Origin of the sequence: Bacillus sp. SKDU12 (genome assembly GCF_010093085.1) — a bacterium.
Classification (GTDB): Bacteria; Bacillota; Bacilli; order Bacillales; family Bacillaceae; genus Bacillus; species Bacillus mexicanus.
On record NZ_MSRC01000001.1, the window covers coordinates 87,032 to 102,233 of the forward strand.

A 15,202-nucleotide genomic window follows, 5' to 3' on the forward strand; every position below is an offset into this window, starting at 1 on the left:
TATAAGTCCGGTTTCCATAAGAAACAAATGTTCTTTTTCGACTGGTCATCATACTTGTCCTGAAAACTCAATATGATATAAAAGGTGAGGTGATAAAGATGGATCAGGAAGCAGGATTTATGGTGAATTTTATTAATAGTTACTTCATTGCCTTAGGGGTGCTGATCGGAGGCGCACTTATCGGAGGACTCGGAGCCTATTTGGCAGGCGAAGCGCCGCTTACGGCCATTACAAAGCTTGCGAACCGGTTAAAAATATGGGCGCTTGTCGCAGCTATCGGAGGCACCTTTGATGCAGTATACAGCTTTGAACGCGGCATTCTTGAAGGCAATACAAGAGATATTTTTAAGCAGCTTCTTTTGATTATCTCAGCCATGGGCGGGGCGCAAAGCGGCTGGCTCATTATTTCATGGCTGACTCAGGAGCATCTTTCTTCATGAGGGTTCCACAGCAGTACAAAAAACCAGGGTGGCAGCGCTTTTTCGCGGGAATGATGTGCGGAGCCATAATCAGCTGGTTCTTTTTCCTGTTTACTTACGGAACATTCCAAGAGGAACAGGTCACCCTCATTGAAAAACAAAAAGAGCATGTAAAAGACTTGAACAATCAAATTTCGATCTATCAGGAAGACCTCCATAAATTGAATGAAGATAATAAAAGAAAACTGCTGATTCAAAGCGTCAGCGTCAAACTGCTGAATGGAGATAAATATAAAATATCGCAGCCGGATAAAACGAAATTCGAGGAACATGTAAAAGATGATATCTCAGAGGTGATTACAAAAGACATCGAAAGCGTCTATCAAACAAAGGATCTTTTAAAACGGACTATTGAAAATAAAGTCTATATGATCAATGAAAAAAAATACGAAGCAACCGTTAAAGAATTAACAATTTATACAAGACTGACCGTAGAGCTCGAAATATCATTCGCCACGTAATTATGGATTTTTTTAAAATTCACCAAACTTCTGTCGCTTTTTCCCATTCTTTTTTATAAACTATATGTGAGGCTTATTGACGAAAGGAAGGAGGAAGGGAAATGGAGGTTTACAGTGACCGTCAGTTAGCAAAAGATCAAACAGCCCGAATCAGACAAGGTTTTTCTGCATACGCCGAAACAAACTCACTCGCTTCCCTCATCAAAAAAGAACTTCAATCTCACAATCTCCAAGTCTATGAGGACCTTACTGACTTTGGATGCTGGTTCATTCCCGTCACTGGTGAACACTAAGAGAGGGTCTCCCCTCTACTCGTGTTCTTTACATAATGTTTCAAGATCGGCTAAAATCCGATCAGCCTCATCCCAGTTGTAAATAGAGGCGCCTGAGGCAAGCGGATGCCCTCCTCCGTTATATTTCCGGGCAAGTCCGTTAATGACAGGTCCTTTTGAACGGAATCTGACTCTGATTTGATCGTCTTCTTCTACGAAAAACACCCAAGCGCGAATGCCTGAGATATTGCCAAGCGTCCCGACAAGCTGAGACGCTTCCGAAGCCGTTGTGCCAAACTTTTCAAGCGTATCTTTTTTAATGAAAACAGAAGCGGCTCCGTTTTCGGACAATGACACATTTTGGAAGATAAAGCCATTAAGCTTCACTACATTCAGTTTTGTTTCATACAATTGATTAAACAGCTCTGAGGAAGAGAATGGATACTGAATGAGCTCGCCTGCATATTTTAATGTTTTTTCCGTTGTATTCGGAAATAAGAAACGTCCGGTATCTCCGACAATGCCGGCGTAGATCAGCTCTGCCGCTTTCGTATTAAGCTTCCAGCCATGCTCTTTTCCTTCTAAATACAGTTCGTAAATCATTTCACTTACTGAGCTTGCGCTTGTATCGACCCATAGAAGGTCTCCGTATGGATCTTCATTCGGATGGTGGTCGATTTTCATCAATTTGGCTCCTGAAGGAAAACGCTGATCGTCAATTCTTTCTTGATTTGCCGTATCACAGACAATGACAAGTGCGCCTTCATATGTTTCATTGTCCACCTCATCAAGGGAATATAAGAAAGAGAGGGACGGTTCCGGCGTGCCGACTGCGAAAATATTTTTTTCAGGATATGATTCACGCAGGATTTCTGTAAGTCCGCACTGTGATCCGTAGGCATCCGGATCAGGACGCACATGTCTATGTATGATAATCGTGTCATATAATGATATGGTTCTGATCAGTTCTGTTTTCATTTGGTACTCCTTTATTGTTTTTATTCATTAAATCACATTCTCTGCCGACGGAAAAGATAAAAACGTCAAAACCAAGCCCGTTTTTATTAGGATGGGTTTGTAAACTTTTACGATGGAGGATTTCATTTATGCTGGTTCTTGTTTTTTTGATTGGGCTTTCAGCCTGCTTTTATGTGTATTATAAAGTAAAAGACATACGGGCAAAACAAGCTTTGGAAAAAGAAATCTGTTCAGCAAAATCAAGCATGGCCTTAGGATCGCTGGTCCTATTCTACGGTCTCAACCAAATGATATTATTCCATTCAGTATTAACGTTAGTCATCGGCGGCATCTTTATCATCATAGGAGCAGGAAGCGCTTGGGCAGGTTATAAGGCTTACAGGCATTACAATCCCCTTCACGCTAAAGAAGCTGAAAGAGATCACGCGTAGGGGGCGCCTGACGTCCCTTAGCTTCTTTCCATCAGCTGAACCATCAGCATCGCTTTTGACACGATATGGCCTTGGTTATGCACCTCTACCTCCATTTTTCCGAACTTTCGGCCGGCCTCTAAAATGCGCGGTTTGACTTCAATGACCGATTCCATCTGCACAGGCTTCAAAAAGAAAATGGTGATGCTTTCTATGACAAGCTCGCCGCGTTTTTTCGAGCGTAAAAAACGGTTTGCCGCTTGCGTCAAAATGGTCGTAAACACACCATAAGAAATGGTTCCGAGCTGATTTGTCATCTGCGGTGTAACCTCATACTCGTAAACCGTTTGCCCCTCTTTATCATTGTCCTCATCTTTAAATCCCCTTGAAACGATATCATCAAGCTTCTCTCCGACCTGCGGCTGCTTTTGAATCATTTGGAGGGCCTTTAACACGTCTTGGCGGCTGATCATGCCGATCAGTTTTTGGTGTTCGTCCGTGACGGGAAGCAACTCGATCCCTTCCCATACCATCATCTGCGCAGCTGAGGCGACAGATGTTTTCCCAATCACCGTAACCGGATTTTTGGTCATGACCTTTTCGATAGGTGCATTTCGGTCATGGCCGGCAATATCTTTTGATGTCAGAATGCCGTGGATTTTCATCTGGTCGTCGACAATTGGAAATCGGCCATGCCCCGTTTCAAAGTTTTTCTCATACCACTTTTCAAGCTTTTCCTTAGGCGAAAGATATATCGTGCGGTCAGCGGGCGTTAGGATGTCCTCCACCAGGACAATTTCTTTTTTGATCAGCTGGTCATAAATCGCCCGGTTGATCATTGCGGCGACTGTAAAGGTGTCATAGCTTGTTGATAAAATCGGCAGCTCAAGCTCATCTGCCAGCTGCACAATGCTGTCATCCGTATTGAAACCCCCGGTCACCAATACAGCCGCTCCCGCTTCGAGCGCTTGTCTGTGTGCATTGATTCTGTTTCCGACAATCAAAAGATTGCCTGCTGCAGTGTAACGCATCATCGCGTCCAGCTCCATCGCGCCGATAACGAACTTATTCAATGTCTTATGAAGCCCTGCCCGGCCTCCGAGCACTTGTCCGTCTATGACATTTACGACTTCTGCATATGTAAGTTTTTCAATGTTTTCTTTTTTCTTTTGTTCAATTCTGATAGTGCCCACACGTTCGATTGTGCTGACAAACCCTTTATTTTCTGCTTCCTTGATCGCTCTGTACGCAGTGCCTTCGCTTACTTTCATTTCCTTTGCAATTCGTCGCACAGAAATTTTTTCACCGACAGGCAGTGAATCAATATATGTTAAAATTTGTTCATGCTTCGTTGCCAAGCCTTTCACCTCTAAGGACAGTCTTCTGTTTTTATTATAAGGGCTTGGAGGATTTGTACGCAATGAGGCTGGAAAATAAAAAAACATCTCCTGATTCATCAGGAGATGTTTTCATCCGTTTAAAGCTCGATCGTCTCACCAGCAGCCATTACTTTACCGACTCCGCCCGGCAGGCTGTCAGCAAATGCCTCAGGATCTTGTTCGATGACCGGGAATGTATTGTAGTGCACCGGCACGACCTGCTTTGCCCGCAGCCATTCAGCGGCAAGCTTGGCGTCTTCAGGCCCCATCGTAAAGTTATCGCCAATCGGCAGGAAGGCAAGGTCAATATGATTCAATTCGCCTATCAGCTTCATATCTGAGAATAGAGCCGTATCACCCGCGTGGAAAATTGTTTTACCTTCGACAGTCAGCAAAATACCGGCCGGCATGCCTGTGTACGTGATCGTTTTGTTTTCTTCGTCTGTGATCGCTGATCCGTGAAAGGCCTGTGTGAGCTTCACTTTTCCAAAATCGAACTGGCGAGAGCCGCCGATGTGCATCGGATGAACATTCAAGCCTTTCCAGCCTAAGTACACGGCGAGCTCGTTTGGAGCTACGACAAGCGCATTGTTTTGCTTGGCGATTTGCTCTGTGTCGCCGACATGATCATTGTGGCCGTGCGTCAATAAGATGACATCTGCTTTTACATCCTCCGGCTTGATATCCGTTAACGAATTCCCTGTCAAAAATGGGTCAAATATTATATGGTGCTCCTTCGTTTCCACTGTAATGACAGAATGTCCGTGATATGTCACTTTCATTTCTTTCACCTCGTCACGATATTTTGATTTTTTATTTTCCCTTTTTAAAAAGCTGAAAAACTTATGTTGCTTGATTCTTATTAATGACATTGAGGCCACCGGTGGCTTCAATGACAGTTCCTGTTACAAGGTCTGAGTTCTCCTCACACAAGAAAGCGATAATCCGGGCGATATCTTCGCCTGTGCCGGATCTTCCAATCGGCGTTTTTTCTTTGCCGATTCGCTTTCTGGCTTCCTCTATTGAGGCTTCCTTCATCCCACCGACAATCTCTCCTGGGCAAACCATGTTAGCGGTTATGCCGAATTCAGCTTCTTCAATGGCAATGGTTTTCGTCAAAGAGGCCAAACCTACTTTTGCAGCGCCAAATGCCGATCGATGAAGCCATCCGGGCGCATGCGCCGCGCCTTGGAATCCGTATGTGATGATGCGTCCGAATTGCTGTTGTCTCATCGCGGGGATAATCGCTTTGAATAAATGAAAGACAGCGCTTAAATTACCTTCCAGCATGCCGTACCATTCATCATCAGTGTAATCAGCTAACTTTTTACGTTCAAATATGTATGGCCCCGCGTTGTTAATCAAAAAGTCGATCCTTCCGAAGCGGTTTAAGGCAGCCTCTGCCATACGCAGCAGATCTTCTTTTTTTGTGACATCACCTTTTACAAATTGCAGCCGGTCAAGACAATCATGACAGGCTTCCTTTAGGCAGTTGACAGCTTCCTCGTCCTGTCTGTAATTGACTGTTACTGAATACCCCTCTGCAAGCAAAGTCTCAGTCACTTTGCGTCCTAAACCTTTTGAACCGGCAGTAATTAAAGCATGTCGCACATGAATACCTCCCAAAGCAACGTCGCCGCTTTCATAAAGCGTTTCTTCTTCTACTTTACTATAAAAGGCCTTCAATATCACTTTTTACACTTTGACATACAAAAAAAGCTGCCTGTACAGACAGCTTATTTGGCAGTAGACGAAGACTCCTGATCAGGCATATCGACATAACCGCTTTGATATGCTTCTGAAATAAGCCTTGTCGTCTCCTGGCTTTCTTGTTCATCATATATATAGCGTTCCGGCTCTTTTTTCATCATTCAGCCTCCCATCATCATTGTAGAGATAGGTTGGCTATAATGATGAGATTTTATGAAGGAAATATTAGCAAACTCCGGCTGCAACGCAAGCTTTCGCTTTTTCAAGCGCCTGCTCCACCTGTTTGAACCCAGTGCCTCCTGCGCTCATTCTTTTTTCAACCGCGTGGTAAGGGTCTAAGACCGTGTAAATATCTTCTTCGAAAAGCGAGCTCGCCTGTTGAAAATCACTAAACGGCATATCGCTTAAATAGATCCCTTTTTCAATACATGTGTACACAAGTTTCCCGACCACTTCATGCGCTTCTCTGAACGGCATTCCTTTTTTCGCTAAATAATCAGCCAGTTCTGTCGCATTTGAAAAGTCTTGTTTTGTCGCTTGCTTCATGACCTCTTTGTTTACAGTCATCGTTTGGATCATGCCCGTGAAAATTTGCAGGCTGCCCTCGACTGTTTTTACCGTATCAAACATGCCTTCTTTGTCTTCCTGAAGATCTTTATTATAAGCGAGCGGAAGGCCTTTCATGATCGTAAAAAGCCCCATCATATCGCCGTATACACGTCCCGTTTTCCCACGGATCAGCTCTGCCATATCAGGGTTTTTCTTTTGCGGCATCATGCTGCTTCCAGTGGCATACGTATCGTCAAGCTCGATGAATTTAAACTCCTGAGAGCACCATAGAATGATTTCTTCAGAGAAACGGGATAGGTGCATCATCAGCGTACTGCTGTTGCTTAAAAATTCCAAAATGAAGTCTCTGTCGCTGACGCCGTCCAGACTGTTTTCATAAATGGAATCAAAGCCGAGCAGTTCTGCTGAATAATTACGGTCGATTGGGAAGGTTGTTCCCGCGAGTGCCCCGCAGCCTAACGGAGACTTGTTAATTCTCTTCATTGAATCCTGAAAGCGCTCCTTATCGCGCTCAAGCATCCAGAAATAAGCGAGCAGGTGGTGAGCGAATGAGATCGGCTGTGCGCGCTGCAAATGTGTGTAGCCCGGCAAAATCGTTTCGACATTCGCCTCCGCCTTTTCAATCAGCGTGCTTTGGAAAGCTCCAATCAGTTCGATGATGTGGCTGACATGATTTTTTAAGTATAAATGCATATCAGTCGCCACCTGGTCATTCCGGCTTCTGCCGGTATGCAGCTTACCGCCGAGAGGGCCGATTTCGTCAATCAGCATTTTCTCAATATTCAAATGTATATCTTCATAATCGACTGAAAATGCCAATGCTCCCTCCTCTGCTTTTTGCAGAAGGGTATTCAGCCCCTCACGGATTTTCTGCTCTTCTTCCGCTGTCAGGATACCGCATTTTTTCAGCATGGCAGCATGTGCGAGAGACCCTGTAATGTCTTCAGTGACTAAATTTTGGTCAAATGATATGGACGCGCCAAATTCGTCGACCCATTTCTCCGGTGTTTTTTGAAACCGGCCTCCCCAAAGCTTCTTCATGCTTTCATCTGCTCCTTCTTTTTCACGATGCTGTTCACTTTTGTCGGAAGTCCCCAAAGCTCAATAAATCCAATTGCCGCATGGTGATCAAACGCATCGTCTTTCGTATATGTTGCAAGTTTTTCATCATATAGAGAGTATTCTGATTTACGCCCCTCTACAATCGCATGGCCTTTAAACAGCTTCACACGGACAATGCCTGTGACATGCTGCTGCGTTTCCTTTAAGAAAGCGTGCAGCGCATTTTTTAATGGTGAGAACCATAAGCCGTTGTAGATAATCTCCGACATTTTTTGCTCGATGATCGGTTTAAAATGAGCGACCTCTTTCACCAAAGTTAGGTCTTCTAGTTCTTTATGCGCTTTGATGAGTGTCATCGCACCAGGGCATTCGTAAACTTCCCGGGATTTAATGCCGACAAGACGGTTTTCCACGTGGTCGATACGTCCGACACCGTGTGCGCCTGCCACTTCATTCAGCTTTAAAATCAATTCAGAAAGCGAGTAGGATACACCGTCAATCGAAACAGGCACGCCTTGTTCAAAAGCAATTTCAATCACTTCCGGCGTGTCCGGCGTTTTTTCCAGCGGTGCCGTTAAATCGTATGCACCTTCTGGCGGCGCTGCCCATGGATCTTCTAAAATACCGCACTCGTTTGCACGGCCCCAGAGGTTTTGGTCGATAGAATACGGGCTGTCAAGATTAATCGGAATCGGAATGCCGCGGCTTGCCGCATATTCAATTTCTTCTTCACGTGACCACTGCCATTCGCGAACCGGCGCGATAACTTCAAGGTCAGGGTTTAATGATTTAATGGAGACTTCGAAACGAACCTGGTCATTTCCTTTGCCTGTACATCCGTGCGCGATGGCCTGCGCATCTTCTTTTTCCGCAATCTCAACCAGTTTTTTCGCGATAAGCGGCCGGGACAATGCCGAAACGAGTGGATATTTCCCTTCATACATCGTATGGGCCTGCAGAGAGATAAGCGCATAGTCCTGTGCGAATTCTTCTTTTGCATCGATCACGTAGGAGTTTGTTGCACCGACTTCCAGCGCCTTCTGCTGAACAAATGCCAAGTCTTTTCCTTCACCGACATCCAGACAGCAGGCGATCACATTATATCCTTGCTCTTGGAGCCATTTTATTGCGACGGAAGTATCAAGACCTCCTGAATATGCTAACACGACTTTTTTCTGTTCTGACATGATAATAATCCCCTCTCAACTGTGTTTCTTTTTGTATAAAAATAAATTATATTTAATAAAAATGCATTTTGTATGTATACACTGTAACAAGTATGTTTCTTTTTTTCAAGCCTTTTATAAAAAAACTTCACCTGAATTTTCAGGTGAAGTTTCGCAGTATTTATTCATTTACTTGTCTTTTCTGATTTCTCTGACCACATGTGCAAGTTCAGGAATAATAAGCTTATTCATTGCCAGCTTTACCGCACCGCTTGAGCCTGGTGTTGAGAAAACAGCTGTATGCTGGATGACGCCTGCGGCAGCTCTCGACATAATCGCGGCAGTACCGATATCCTCTGTATAACTCAGCATCCTGAATATTTCTCCGAAGCCCGGCAGCTCTTTCGAAAACAGCGGCGTAATGGCTTCAATTGTGACATCCCGATTGGCTATGCCTGTCCCGCCGTTTAAGAGCACTGCGTCTGTATGTTCATCCAAGCAGCCTGCAAGCACAGCACGCTGCAAAGCATCCTTTTCATCTTTTATGATTTCATATGAAGCGATGTGATGACCTGCATCTTCTAAAAACGAGATCATCAGCTTCCCGCTTTTATCGGTTTCTTCCGTTCTCGTATCACTGACTGTGATCACTTTGCATCGAACAATATCAGGAGCTTCTTGTTTATGCTCTTGAACACTCATCGTTCCACCTCTTTTATTTTTTCTGTCTATCACAATCATGCATGAACAAAAAAGCACATTCAAGAGAATGTGCTTTCATACGATTTATTCTGCTAAACGGACAACGTCACGTGCAATCATGACTTCTTCATCAGTCGGAATGATCATGACTTTCACTGGAGAATGCGGATAGCTGATGAAGCCTTCCTCGCCGCGAACGTTATTAAGCGCAGGGTCCCAGTATACACCCATAAATTCTAAGCCGCAAAGGACGCGCTCTCTCACTTCTATACTATTTTCACCGATTCCCGCAGTAAAGATAATCGCATCCACACCGCTCATTCTTGCTGCATAAGAACCAATGTATTTGTGAATTCTGCTTGCGAAGACTTCCAGCGCCGTTTCTGCTCGCTCATTTCCTTCTTTCGTTGCTTTAACGATGTCACGAAGATCGCTTGAGAAGCCAGAGATACCGAGCAATCCGCTTTTTTTGTTTAATGTATCCAGTACTTCGTCAGCTGTCTGGCCTGTTTTCTCCATGATATATGGAATCAAGGCAGGATCAATGTTTCCAGAACGGGTACCCATTGCAACGCCAGCAAGCGGCGTAAAGCCCATGGATGTATCAATTGATTTTCCGCCTTCAATAGCTGCAATACTCGCGCCATTTCCGAGGTGGCAGGAAATCAGGCGCAGGTCTTTTAATGGGCGGCCGAGTAGTTCTGCCGCGCGCTCAGTCACATATTTATGTGAGGTGCCGTGAAAACCGTATTTACGGATGCCGAATTTTTCATAGTATTCGTATGGCAGGCTGTACAGGTAAGACTGCTCAGGCATTGTTTGGTGGAACGCCGTATCAAAAACAGCAACCGCAGGAACATTTGGAAGCACTTCTTTGAACGCTTTAATTCCAACGATATTTGCCGGGTTGTGAAGCGGTGCCAATTCAGAGATATTTTCAATTTCCTTAATCGTTTCATCCGTCAATAAAACAGAATCGCTGAATTTTTCTCCGCCGTGCACGACACGATGGCCGATTCCGTCAATTTCATTTAAATCCTTAATAATGCCAAATTCCGTTAATTTGTTCAGCAGCATTTTAACAGCTACCGCATGATCCGGAATATCAGTAACTTCTGTATTTTTTTCGCCGTTTACAGAAATCGTGAATACGCTGTCGGCGATACCAATTCGTTCAACTAGACCCTTCGTTAAAACGGTTTCAGAAGGCATTTCGAAAAGCTGAAATTTCAAAGATGAGCTTCCTGCGTTAATTGCAATAATTTTGGACATGATTGACGCTCCTTTATACTCTGTATCAACAACTTCGTTTTCGTACTTTTTTCCCGGTGAATATCTTTACTTCTCCGAAAATATCTGACTTTTTCATTTAAACATTGTCATGCCAGCATTTCAAGTGAACTTGTGTATTGATAACGCTTACAATAAGAAGTCATTATTTTCAGATATATCGTCTGTAGATTTTGTAATGACGAACGCTTACATTTAGCGGGTTTTCCTTCTGTATTTTGTGTTTCAAAACTTGATTCAATTCGTCAGACCGATTTCAAGAGCATAAATAAAAACAGCTTAAGCACCATCGCATGACGGCTGCCTAAGCTGCTGTTCGACACCTATTTCTCTTTTTTAAACCACTCATCAAATTGAGCCATCATATCAAGCATTGCCTTTTGATTTGAAAAAGATGGCAGACTCGCAAGCAGAATTTGACTCGGTGCTTTCGTCTCTGTTCCTTTTTTCTGAAGTACAAGGATGCTTTTCGCATGTGCCTCATCTTTAAAAATAGATTTTGGCAGCTGCAAAAGCGCGTTGATATGAACTTTATCTTTGAAAAATTGTTTCAGCTTTTCGCTTTGGGAGCTCTCAAATAAATGATTCGGGATCATAAAAAATGAGTAGCCGCCCGGCTTGGTATGTTTGAGACTCTGTTCGATAAACAGATGATGGGCGTAGGAATGGCCTTCATCTGCTTTGAGTTCAAATGCTTCTGCCCCCTCGTCATTCGGATAATAGCCGACTGGCAGGTCACAAATGACTGTGTCAACAGGATCGATAAACAGCGGCTCAAGGCTATCCTGATGGAAAAGCTCAAGCTCTTTTTTCAGAAGATTCGCTTGGGCATATGCGATTTTCAGCAGCACATCATCAATTTCAATACCATAGCTATTTGCCGTTTTTTCAGATAGCTGGTTCAGCACTGTGAATAGAAGGTTTCCTGTTCCGACAGCCGGATCAAGAATCGTCAGTTCCTTCTTGTCCGCCATAAACTTATTCACCAAATAACTGATGAAAAGCCCGATCGTGTCAGGTGTCATTTGTCTGTTCGGATGAGAAATATCTTTCAGACCCTTCAGGACAGCAAGCTGAAAAGCTTTGCGCACCCACTCGTGCTCACACGTCTCGAATTCCGCTTTTTCAAGCAGAGCTTGAAGCTGTCCGTCTTTCTTGTCAGACAGTTTCAGCTGATCCGTTTTTTCAAGAAAATACATTTCTCCCGCTTCAGCCAGCGCCTCTATATATGAAATTTGCAATTCATTCTTTATGATAATCGCGGCCTCGTCTAACAGCTCGTAAACCGCACCTACATGGTCTTTTTGCATATGTGTTCCTCCTTGCCATAAAAAAAGCTCCGGCGGCAGCCTGGAGCTTTTTTCCCTGCTTACTTTACTAATGCTTTGGCAGCCTCAATTGGCTTTTCATAATTCGGGTGGTTTGTCGCTTCACTTACATATTCTGCATAAACGACTTTTCCGTTCTCATCAAGGACAAATACGGAACGCGCAAGCAGACGAAGTTCTTTTATATACACACCGAACGCTTCGCCAAATGACATATCTTTGTGGTCAGACAGTGTTTCCACTTTGTCAATTCCGTTAGCACCGCACCAGCGAGCTTGTGCAAATGGAAGGTCCGCACTGATTGTGTAGACATTGACATCTCCAAGCTTTGCAGCTTCTTCGTTAAAACGGCGTGTTTGCGCGTCACAAACGCCTGTATCAATTGAAGGGATAACAGAAATAATCGTTACCTTTCCTTTCATATCAGCTAACGATTTTTCTTCAAGGCTGTTAGTCAGCACTGTGAAATCAGGAGCTTGATCCCCTGCTTTCACTTCTTGTCCGACGAGTGTAACCGGACCGCCTTTGAATGTAATTTCAGCCATTATAATTCCTCCCTATTGTATGTATGTCTCTATCTATCATAGTAAAGTTTCCTGCAAACTGCAAAGTTTATGCCAAAAAAGTTAACTGCGGCCTCCGCAGTTAACTTACTTTACTCATTCATATTGTTCATTTGATTTTGACCCTGACCTTGGTTCTTGTTATTTTTCTTGAACATTTGCTGAATACGTTCAAGGGTTTGAGGGGCTGCATCTAAAATTTTTTCAATCAAATGGGTATTTTCATCTAGATGGAGCATTCTGACGCCGGTCGTTCCGACAATTAAAAATGCGATCGGCGTAATGGATACACCGCCACCGCTTCCGCCTCCGAAAGGAAGTTTCTGTTCTCTCGTCTCATCGTCTTCCGATTTTTTTTCTGCCGGCTTTCCGCCAAACTCGCTTCCCCCTGCGGCAAATCCAAATCCAACTTTAGAAACAGTCAAAATCACGCTTCCATCCGGCGTTTCAACCGGGTCACCGATGATAGTATTTACATCAATCATTTCCTTCAAGTTTTCCATTGCGGTTTTCATTAAACCTTGGATGGGATGGTCTGCCATATACGCTTCCTCCTTAAACTGATGAATCATTCTTTGAAGTCATTCGGGATGACGGATTCTTTTTTAATACGGATAGCTCCCGTCCGTATTTGACGAATTTGAAAGCTGCAAGCATAGCATGTCCAAAGCGAAAAAAGAATATACACTGAAAATGGGTCTTGGAAACAGGAACTTGAAACGATGGAATCACTTCATAAACGGGTGTATTCACAAAATCCAGATGGTCATTCAGCATCGCAGCGATACCGCCTTTCACACCCCAGACAGCGCCTGTTAACACACCTGTCACTGCCGCATCCTGAATTCCGACAACTGTAACCCATTCGAGTTTTGTGATATGTAAATGCGCCAAAAAAGACGCGCTGATTTTTTTTAATTTTGTGACCTGATGCAGAAGCGTTTGGATTTTATGAATGCTTTTCTGTACATCATCTTGTGTAATTTTTTTCTTTTCGCTGTTTTTTTTCATTTTGGATTCCGTTTTTTGTTTAATATCCACGGTTCCATCGTCTTTGTTGAACTTAATCGCCGGGATTATTTTTTTTATCCTGATGAGGCCAAACAGCGCTGTGATCTTCAACGTTAATTTGTCATTATCATCGGCATGAAGATACTCCATCGCGACATGGATCTTCATTCTAAAAAGCAGTATGATCCCTATGAGAATAAGAATGGCTGTCAGCACATATACCATTTTCTTCACTTCCTCTAGGAGCATTATCGCCAAATCCAAAAAAAATAAACCCGGAGGAAATCCGGGTTTATCGGTTATTTGCGGTACAATTTTTCATGCACTACTGTCGTATCTGCAATGTAATCATGAATCCCCTGCTTTGTGGGCGAAAACGCAATGACGATATATAAAATCCAAAACTTATCAATATACCGTCCGACTACTTCACGAAAAATGACTGCGCCCCATGTCAGCTTGCGATCCGGCTTCACAGAAACCACCTTGAGGCCGAATACCATTTTCCCAAGCGTCTGCCTGAAGAACTTTGTCATCAGCGCAAAATAGGCAAGATACACAACAAGCGTAGTCACAGTGTAGGCCGAGAAAGTAAACATGCCGGATGTTTTCGGCAAGTCCAATACGGTAAAGAGGGGAGAAACAAGCAAATGGTTTAATCCCCATACAACGAGCCAATCCAGCAAGAAAGCCCAGAAACGAACCCAAAAGCCGGCATAGGCAAGTGTCAGCGGTTCCGCTTCTTGCAGGCTTTTGATGTCATCGCGCTCTAACTCTTCATATGTCGTGTCCATTATTGATCCCTCCTACTTCGCATAGAGATACATCATTCTCGGCGAGCCGGATTGTGAAAGAATTTCTCTCATATTCAGAAAATCAATTTCACTCTTAAACATTTTGTTAGCACTCATGGAAAACAGTGAGCCTAATCCAAAGCTTTTCTCATAAGAAATGACAGTCGCATTTTTCAAATCCTTATGATCCTTTTTCATCGCTGAAATGGTGTCATCATAAAAACCAAGCTCATCAACAAGCTTCAGTTTTTTCGCCTGCCGTCCGTCATACACGCGTCCATCCGCAATTTTCTTCACGTCAGCTTTCGACATGCCGCGGCCTTTGGAAATGACATCAACAAAACCTTCATACGAATTATCAACCATGGATTGCATGATGTCCTTTTCTTCTTTCGTCATTTCACGGGAAGGAGACATAATATCCTTATGGGCCCCGCTCTTAATTATTTCAAAAGAAATGCCGAGCTTATCGGCAAGCTTTGAATAATTGACGCTTTCCATAATAACGCCGAGTGACCCAGTCAAGGTTTCCGGTGTCGCAAAAATCTTATCAGCCGCCGTTGAGATGTAATAGCCGCCAGATGCTGCCATCGATCCCATCGACACGTAAATCGGTTTTTTTGTTTCTTTCTTGATTTCTTCTAGTTTCTTATGTATTTCAGCACTTTCGTACACTCCGCCGCCCGGAGAATTCACCTTCAGAACGATGCCTTTGACCATTTTATCCTCTTTTGCGCGCTCAAGGTCTTTTAAGAATGTTCTGTGGTTATATCCGTCTGAACCGAGCAGACTGCTTGAATCTCCATTATCCTGGATGGTGCCGCTGACCTCTAATACGGCTATTTTACTTGAGAGACTGCCGTTTTCCAGCGTCTTTTCTTGCGTTTCATCTGTCAGTGATGTGAGATCTGTTTGAGCGCCTTTTGCACTTTCAAAGAAACTCATTGAGATGCTGACGATGATGGACACGCCGAAAATCCCCAAGGCAATCACTAATGCAATCCATCTTTTTGCATTCATTTTTTTC

The 15,202-nt window shown here is 43.7% G+C and carries 19 protein-coding genes; 4 read left to right on the forward strand and 15 right to left on the reverse strand.

Annotated elements, in window-relative coordinates; genetic code table 11:
* The first annotated feature begins 98 nt into the window (after positions 1–98).
* The 3 genes from ytrH to BTW01_RS00415 all read left to right on the forward strand — a co-directional run bounded on the left by ytrH (position 99) and on the right by BTW01_RS00415 (position 1,233).
* Positions 99–440: a sporulation membrane protein YtrH gene (ytrH, locus tag BTW01_RS00405; RefSeq protein WP_003223537.1), complete on the forward strand. Its 342-nt coding sequence runs from the start codon at positions 99–101 to the stop codon at positions 438–440.
* Positions 437–940, forward strand: coding sequence for a sporulation membrane protein YtrI (gene ytrI, locus BTW01_RS00410; protein ID WP_162101095.1), 504 nt, complete (start codon positions 437–439; stop codon positions 938–940). Before ytrH ends, ytrI begins: the two co-directional genes overlap by 4 nt.
* A 101-nt stretch (positions 941–1,041) precedes the next feature.
* Positions 1,042–1,233 carry a hypothetical protein gene (locus BTW01_RS00415; RefSeq protein ID WP_162101096.1) on the forward strand — a complete coding sequence of 64 codons (192 nt, stop codon included), beginning with the start codon at positions 1,042–1,044 and terminating at the stop codon, positions 1,231–1,233.
* A 15-nt stretch (positions 1,234–1,248) separates the two neighbouring features.
* On the opposite strand, the gene nrnA is transcribed toward BTW01_RS00415, so the two are convergent.
* A complete protein-coding gene (gene nrnA, locus BTW01_RS00420) occupies positions 1,249–2,190 on the reverse strand; it encodes a bifunctional oligoribonuclease/PAP phosphatase NrnA (RefSeq protein WP_162101097.1) in 942 nt (313 codons plus the stop codon).
* A gap of 128 nt (positions 2,191–2,318) precedes the next feature.
* Between nrnA and BTW01_RS00425 the strand changes: the two genes are divergently transcribed.
* Positions 2,319–2,621, forward strand: a complete 303-nt coding sequence (locus BTW01_RS00425) for a YtpI family protein (RefSeq protein WP_162101098.1) — start codon at positions 2,319–2,321, stop codon at positions 2,619–2,621.
* Between the two features lie 17 nt (positions 2,622–2,638).
* Here BTW01_RS00425 and BTW01_RS00430 read toward each other — a convergent pair whose 3' ends face one another.
* The 14 genes from BTW01_RS00430 to sppA all read right to left on the reverse strand — a co-directional run bounded on the left by BTW01_RS00430 (position 2,639) and on the right by sppA (position 15,195).
* Positions 2,639–3,958: a CBS domain-containing protein gene (locus BTW01_RS00430; protein ID WP_162101099.1), complete on the reverse strand. Its 1,320-nt coding sequence runs from the start codon at positions 3,956–3,958 to the stop codon at positions 2,639–2,641.
* A 119-nt stretch (positions 3,959–4,077) separates the two neighbouring features.
* The gene (locus tag BTW01_RS00435; protein WP_162101100.1) at positions 4,078–4,761 is read right to left on the reverse strand and encodes a metal-dependent hydrolase; all 684 of its coding nucleotides are present in this window, start codon (positions 4,759–4,761) and stop codon (positions 4,078–4,080) included.
* A 61-nt stretch (positions 4,762–4,822) separates the two neighbouring features.
* Complete coding sequence (locus tag BTW01_RS00440; RefSeq protein ID WP_162101101.1) at positions 4,823–5,590, reverse strand: SDR family oxidoreductase; 768 nt, start codon at positions 5,588–5,590, stop codon at positions 4,823–4,825.
* Positions 5,591–5,715: 125 nt separating this feature from the next.
* A complete protein-coding gene (locus BTW01_RS18595; RefSeq protein ID WP_258894761.1) occupies positions 5,716–5,847 on the reverse strand; it encodes a hypothetical protein in 132 nt (43 codons plus the stop codon).
* A gap of 67 nt (positions 5,848–5,914) precedes the next feature.
* Complete coding sequence (gene argH, locus BTW01_RS00445) at positions 5,915–7,300, reverse strand: argininosuccinate lyase (protein ID WP_162101102.1); 1,386 nt, start codon at positions 7,298–7,300, stop codon at positions 5,915–5,917.
* Entirely contained in the window at positions 7,297–8,508 is a 1,212-nt protein-coding gene (locus tag BTW01_RS00450) for an argininosuccinate synthase (protein ID WP_162101103.1), read from the reverse strand. Before BTW01_RS00450 ends, argH begins: the two co-directional genes overlap by 4 nt.
* Positions 8,509–8,676: 168 nt before the next feature.
* On the reverse strand, positions 8,677–9,189 hold the full coding sequence (locus tag BTW01_RS00455) for a MogA/MoaB family molybdenum cofactor biosynthesis protein (protein ID WP_162101104.1): 513 nt from the start codon (positions 9,187–9,189) through the stop codon (positions 8,677–8,679).
* An 84-nt stretch (positions 9,190–9,273) separates the two neighbouring features.
* Positions 9,274–10,461 carry an acetate kinase gene (locus tag BTW01_RS00460; protein ID WP_162101105.1) on the reverse strand — a complete coding sequence of 396 codons (1,188 nt, stop codon included), beginning with the start codon at positions 10,459–10,461 and terminating at the stop codon, positions 9,274–9,276.
* Between the two features lie 341 nt (positions 10,462–10,802).
* A complete protein-coding gene (locus tag BTW01_RS00465; RefSeq protein ID WP_162101106.1) occupies positions 10,803–11,789 on the reverse strand; it encodes a class I SAM-dependent methyltransferase in 987 nt (328 codons plus the stop codon).
* A 59-nt stretch (positions 11,790–11,848) separates the two neighbouring features.
* Complete coding sequence (gene tpx / locus BTW01_RS00470) at positions 11,849–12,352, reverse strand: thiol peroxidase (RefSeq protein WP_162101107.1); 504 nt, start codon at positions 12,350–12,352, stop codon at positions 11,849–11,851.
* A gap of 110 nt (positions 12,353–12,462) precedes the next feature.
* A complete protein-coding gene (gene ytfJ, locus BTW01_RS00475; RefSeq protein WP_162101108.1) occupies positions 12,463–12,912 on the reverse strand; it encodes a GerW family sporulation protein in 450 nt (149 codons plus the stop codon).
* A gap of 13 nt (positions 12,913–12,925) precedes the next feature.
* Positions 12,926–13,606 carry a DUF2953 domain-containing protein gene (locus BTW01_RS00480; RefSeq protein WP_162101109.1) on the reverse strand — a complete coding sequence of 227 codons (681 nt, stop codon included), beginning with the start codon at positions 13,604–13,606 and terminating at the stop codon, positions 12,926–12,928.
* A 74-nt stretch (positions 13,607–13,680) separates the two neighbouring features.
* Positions 13,681–14,175: an RDD family protein gene (locus BTW01_RS00485; protein ID WP_162101110.1), complete on the reverse strand. Its 495-nt coding sequence runs from the start codon at positions 14,173–14,175 to the stop codon at positions 13,681–13,683.
* Positions 14,176–14,187: 12 nt separating this feature from the next.
* Positions 14,188–15,195 carry a signal peptide peptidase SppA gene (gene sppA, locus BTW01_RS00490; RefSeq protein WP_162101111.1) on the reverse strand — a complete coding sequence of 336 codons (1,008 nt, stop codon included), beginning with the start codon at positions 15,193–15,195 and terminating at the stop codon, positions 14,188–14,190.
* Positions 15,196–15,202: the final 7 nt, after the last annotated feature.

Excerpts from the sequence above, each read along its gene's own strand:
- ytrH (WP_003223537.1), top strand. The coding sequence starts at position 99 with ATGGATCAGGAAGCAGGATTTATGGTGAATTTTATTAATAGTTACTTC.
- ytrI (WP_162101095.1), top strand. The coding sequence starts at position 437 with ATGAGGGTTCCACAGCAGTACAAAAAACCAGGGTGGCAGCGCTTTTTC.
- BTW01_RS00415 (WP_162101096.1), top strand. The coding sequence starts at position 1,042 with ATGGAGGTTTACAGTGACCGTCAGTTAGCAAAAGATCAAACAGCCCGA.
- nrnA (WP_162101097.1), bottom strand. The coding sequence starts at position 2,190 with ATGAAAACAGAACTGATCAGAACCATATCATTATATGACACGATTATC.
- BTW01_RS00425 (WP_162101098.1), top strand. The coding sequence starts at position 2,319 with ATGCTGGTTCTTGTTTTTTTGATTGGGCTTTCAGCCTGCTTTTATGTG.
- BTW01_RS00435 (WP_162101100.1), bottom strand. The coding sequence starts at position 4,761 with ATGAAAGTGACATATCACGGACATTCTGTCATTACAGTGGAAACGAAG.
- BTW01_RS18595 (WP_258894761.1), bottom strand. The coding sequence starts at position 5,847 with ATGAAAAAAGAGCCGGAACGCTATATATATGATGAACAAGAAAGCCAG.
- argH (WP_162101102.1), bottom strand. The coding sequence starts at position 7,300 with ATGAAGAAGCTTTGGGGAGGCCGGTTTCAAAAAACACCGGAGAAATGG.
- BTW01_RS00450 (WP_162101103.1), bottom strand. The coding sequence starts at position 8,508 with ATGTCAGAACAGAAAAAAGTCGTGTTAGCATATTCAGGAGGTCTTGAT.
- BTW01_RS00455 (WP_162101104.1), bottom strand. The coding sequence starts at position 9,189 with ATGAGTGTTCAAGAGCATAAACAAGAAGCTCCTGATATTGTTCGATGC.
- BTW01_RS00460 (WP_162101105.1), bottom strand. The coding sequence starts at position 10,461 with ATGTCCAAAATTATTGCAATTAACGCAGGAAGCTCATCTTTGAAATTT.
- BTW01_RS00465 (WP_162101106.1), bottom strand. The coding sequence starts at position 11,789 with ATGCAAAAAGACCATGTAGGTGCGGTTTACGAGCTGTTAGACGAGGCC.
- tpx (WP_162101107.1), bottom strand. The coding sequence starts at position 12,352 with ATGGCTGAAATTACATTCAAAGGCGGTCCGGTTACACTCGTCGGACAA.
- ytfJ (WP_162101108.1), bottom strand. The coding sequence starts at position 12,912 with ATGGCAGACCATCCCATCCAAGGTTTAATGAAAACCGCAATGGAAAAC.
- BTW01_RS00480 (WP_162101109.1), bottom strand. The coding sequence starts at position 13,606 with ATGGTATATGTGCTGACAGCCATTCTTATTCTCATAGGGATCATACTG.
- BTW01_RS00485 (WP_162101110.1), bottom strand. The coding sequence starts at position 14,175 with ATGGACACGACATATGAAGAGTTAGAGCGCGATGACATCAAAAGCCTG.
- sppA (WP_162101111.1), bottom strand. The coding sequence starts at position 15,195 with ATGAATGCAAAAAGATGGATTGCATTAGTGATTGCCTTGGGGATTTTC.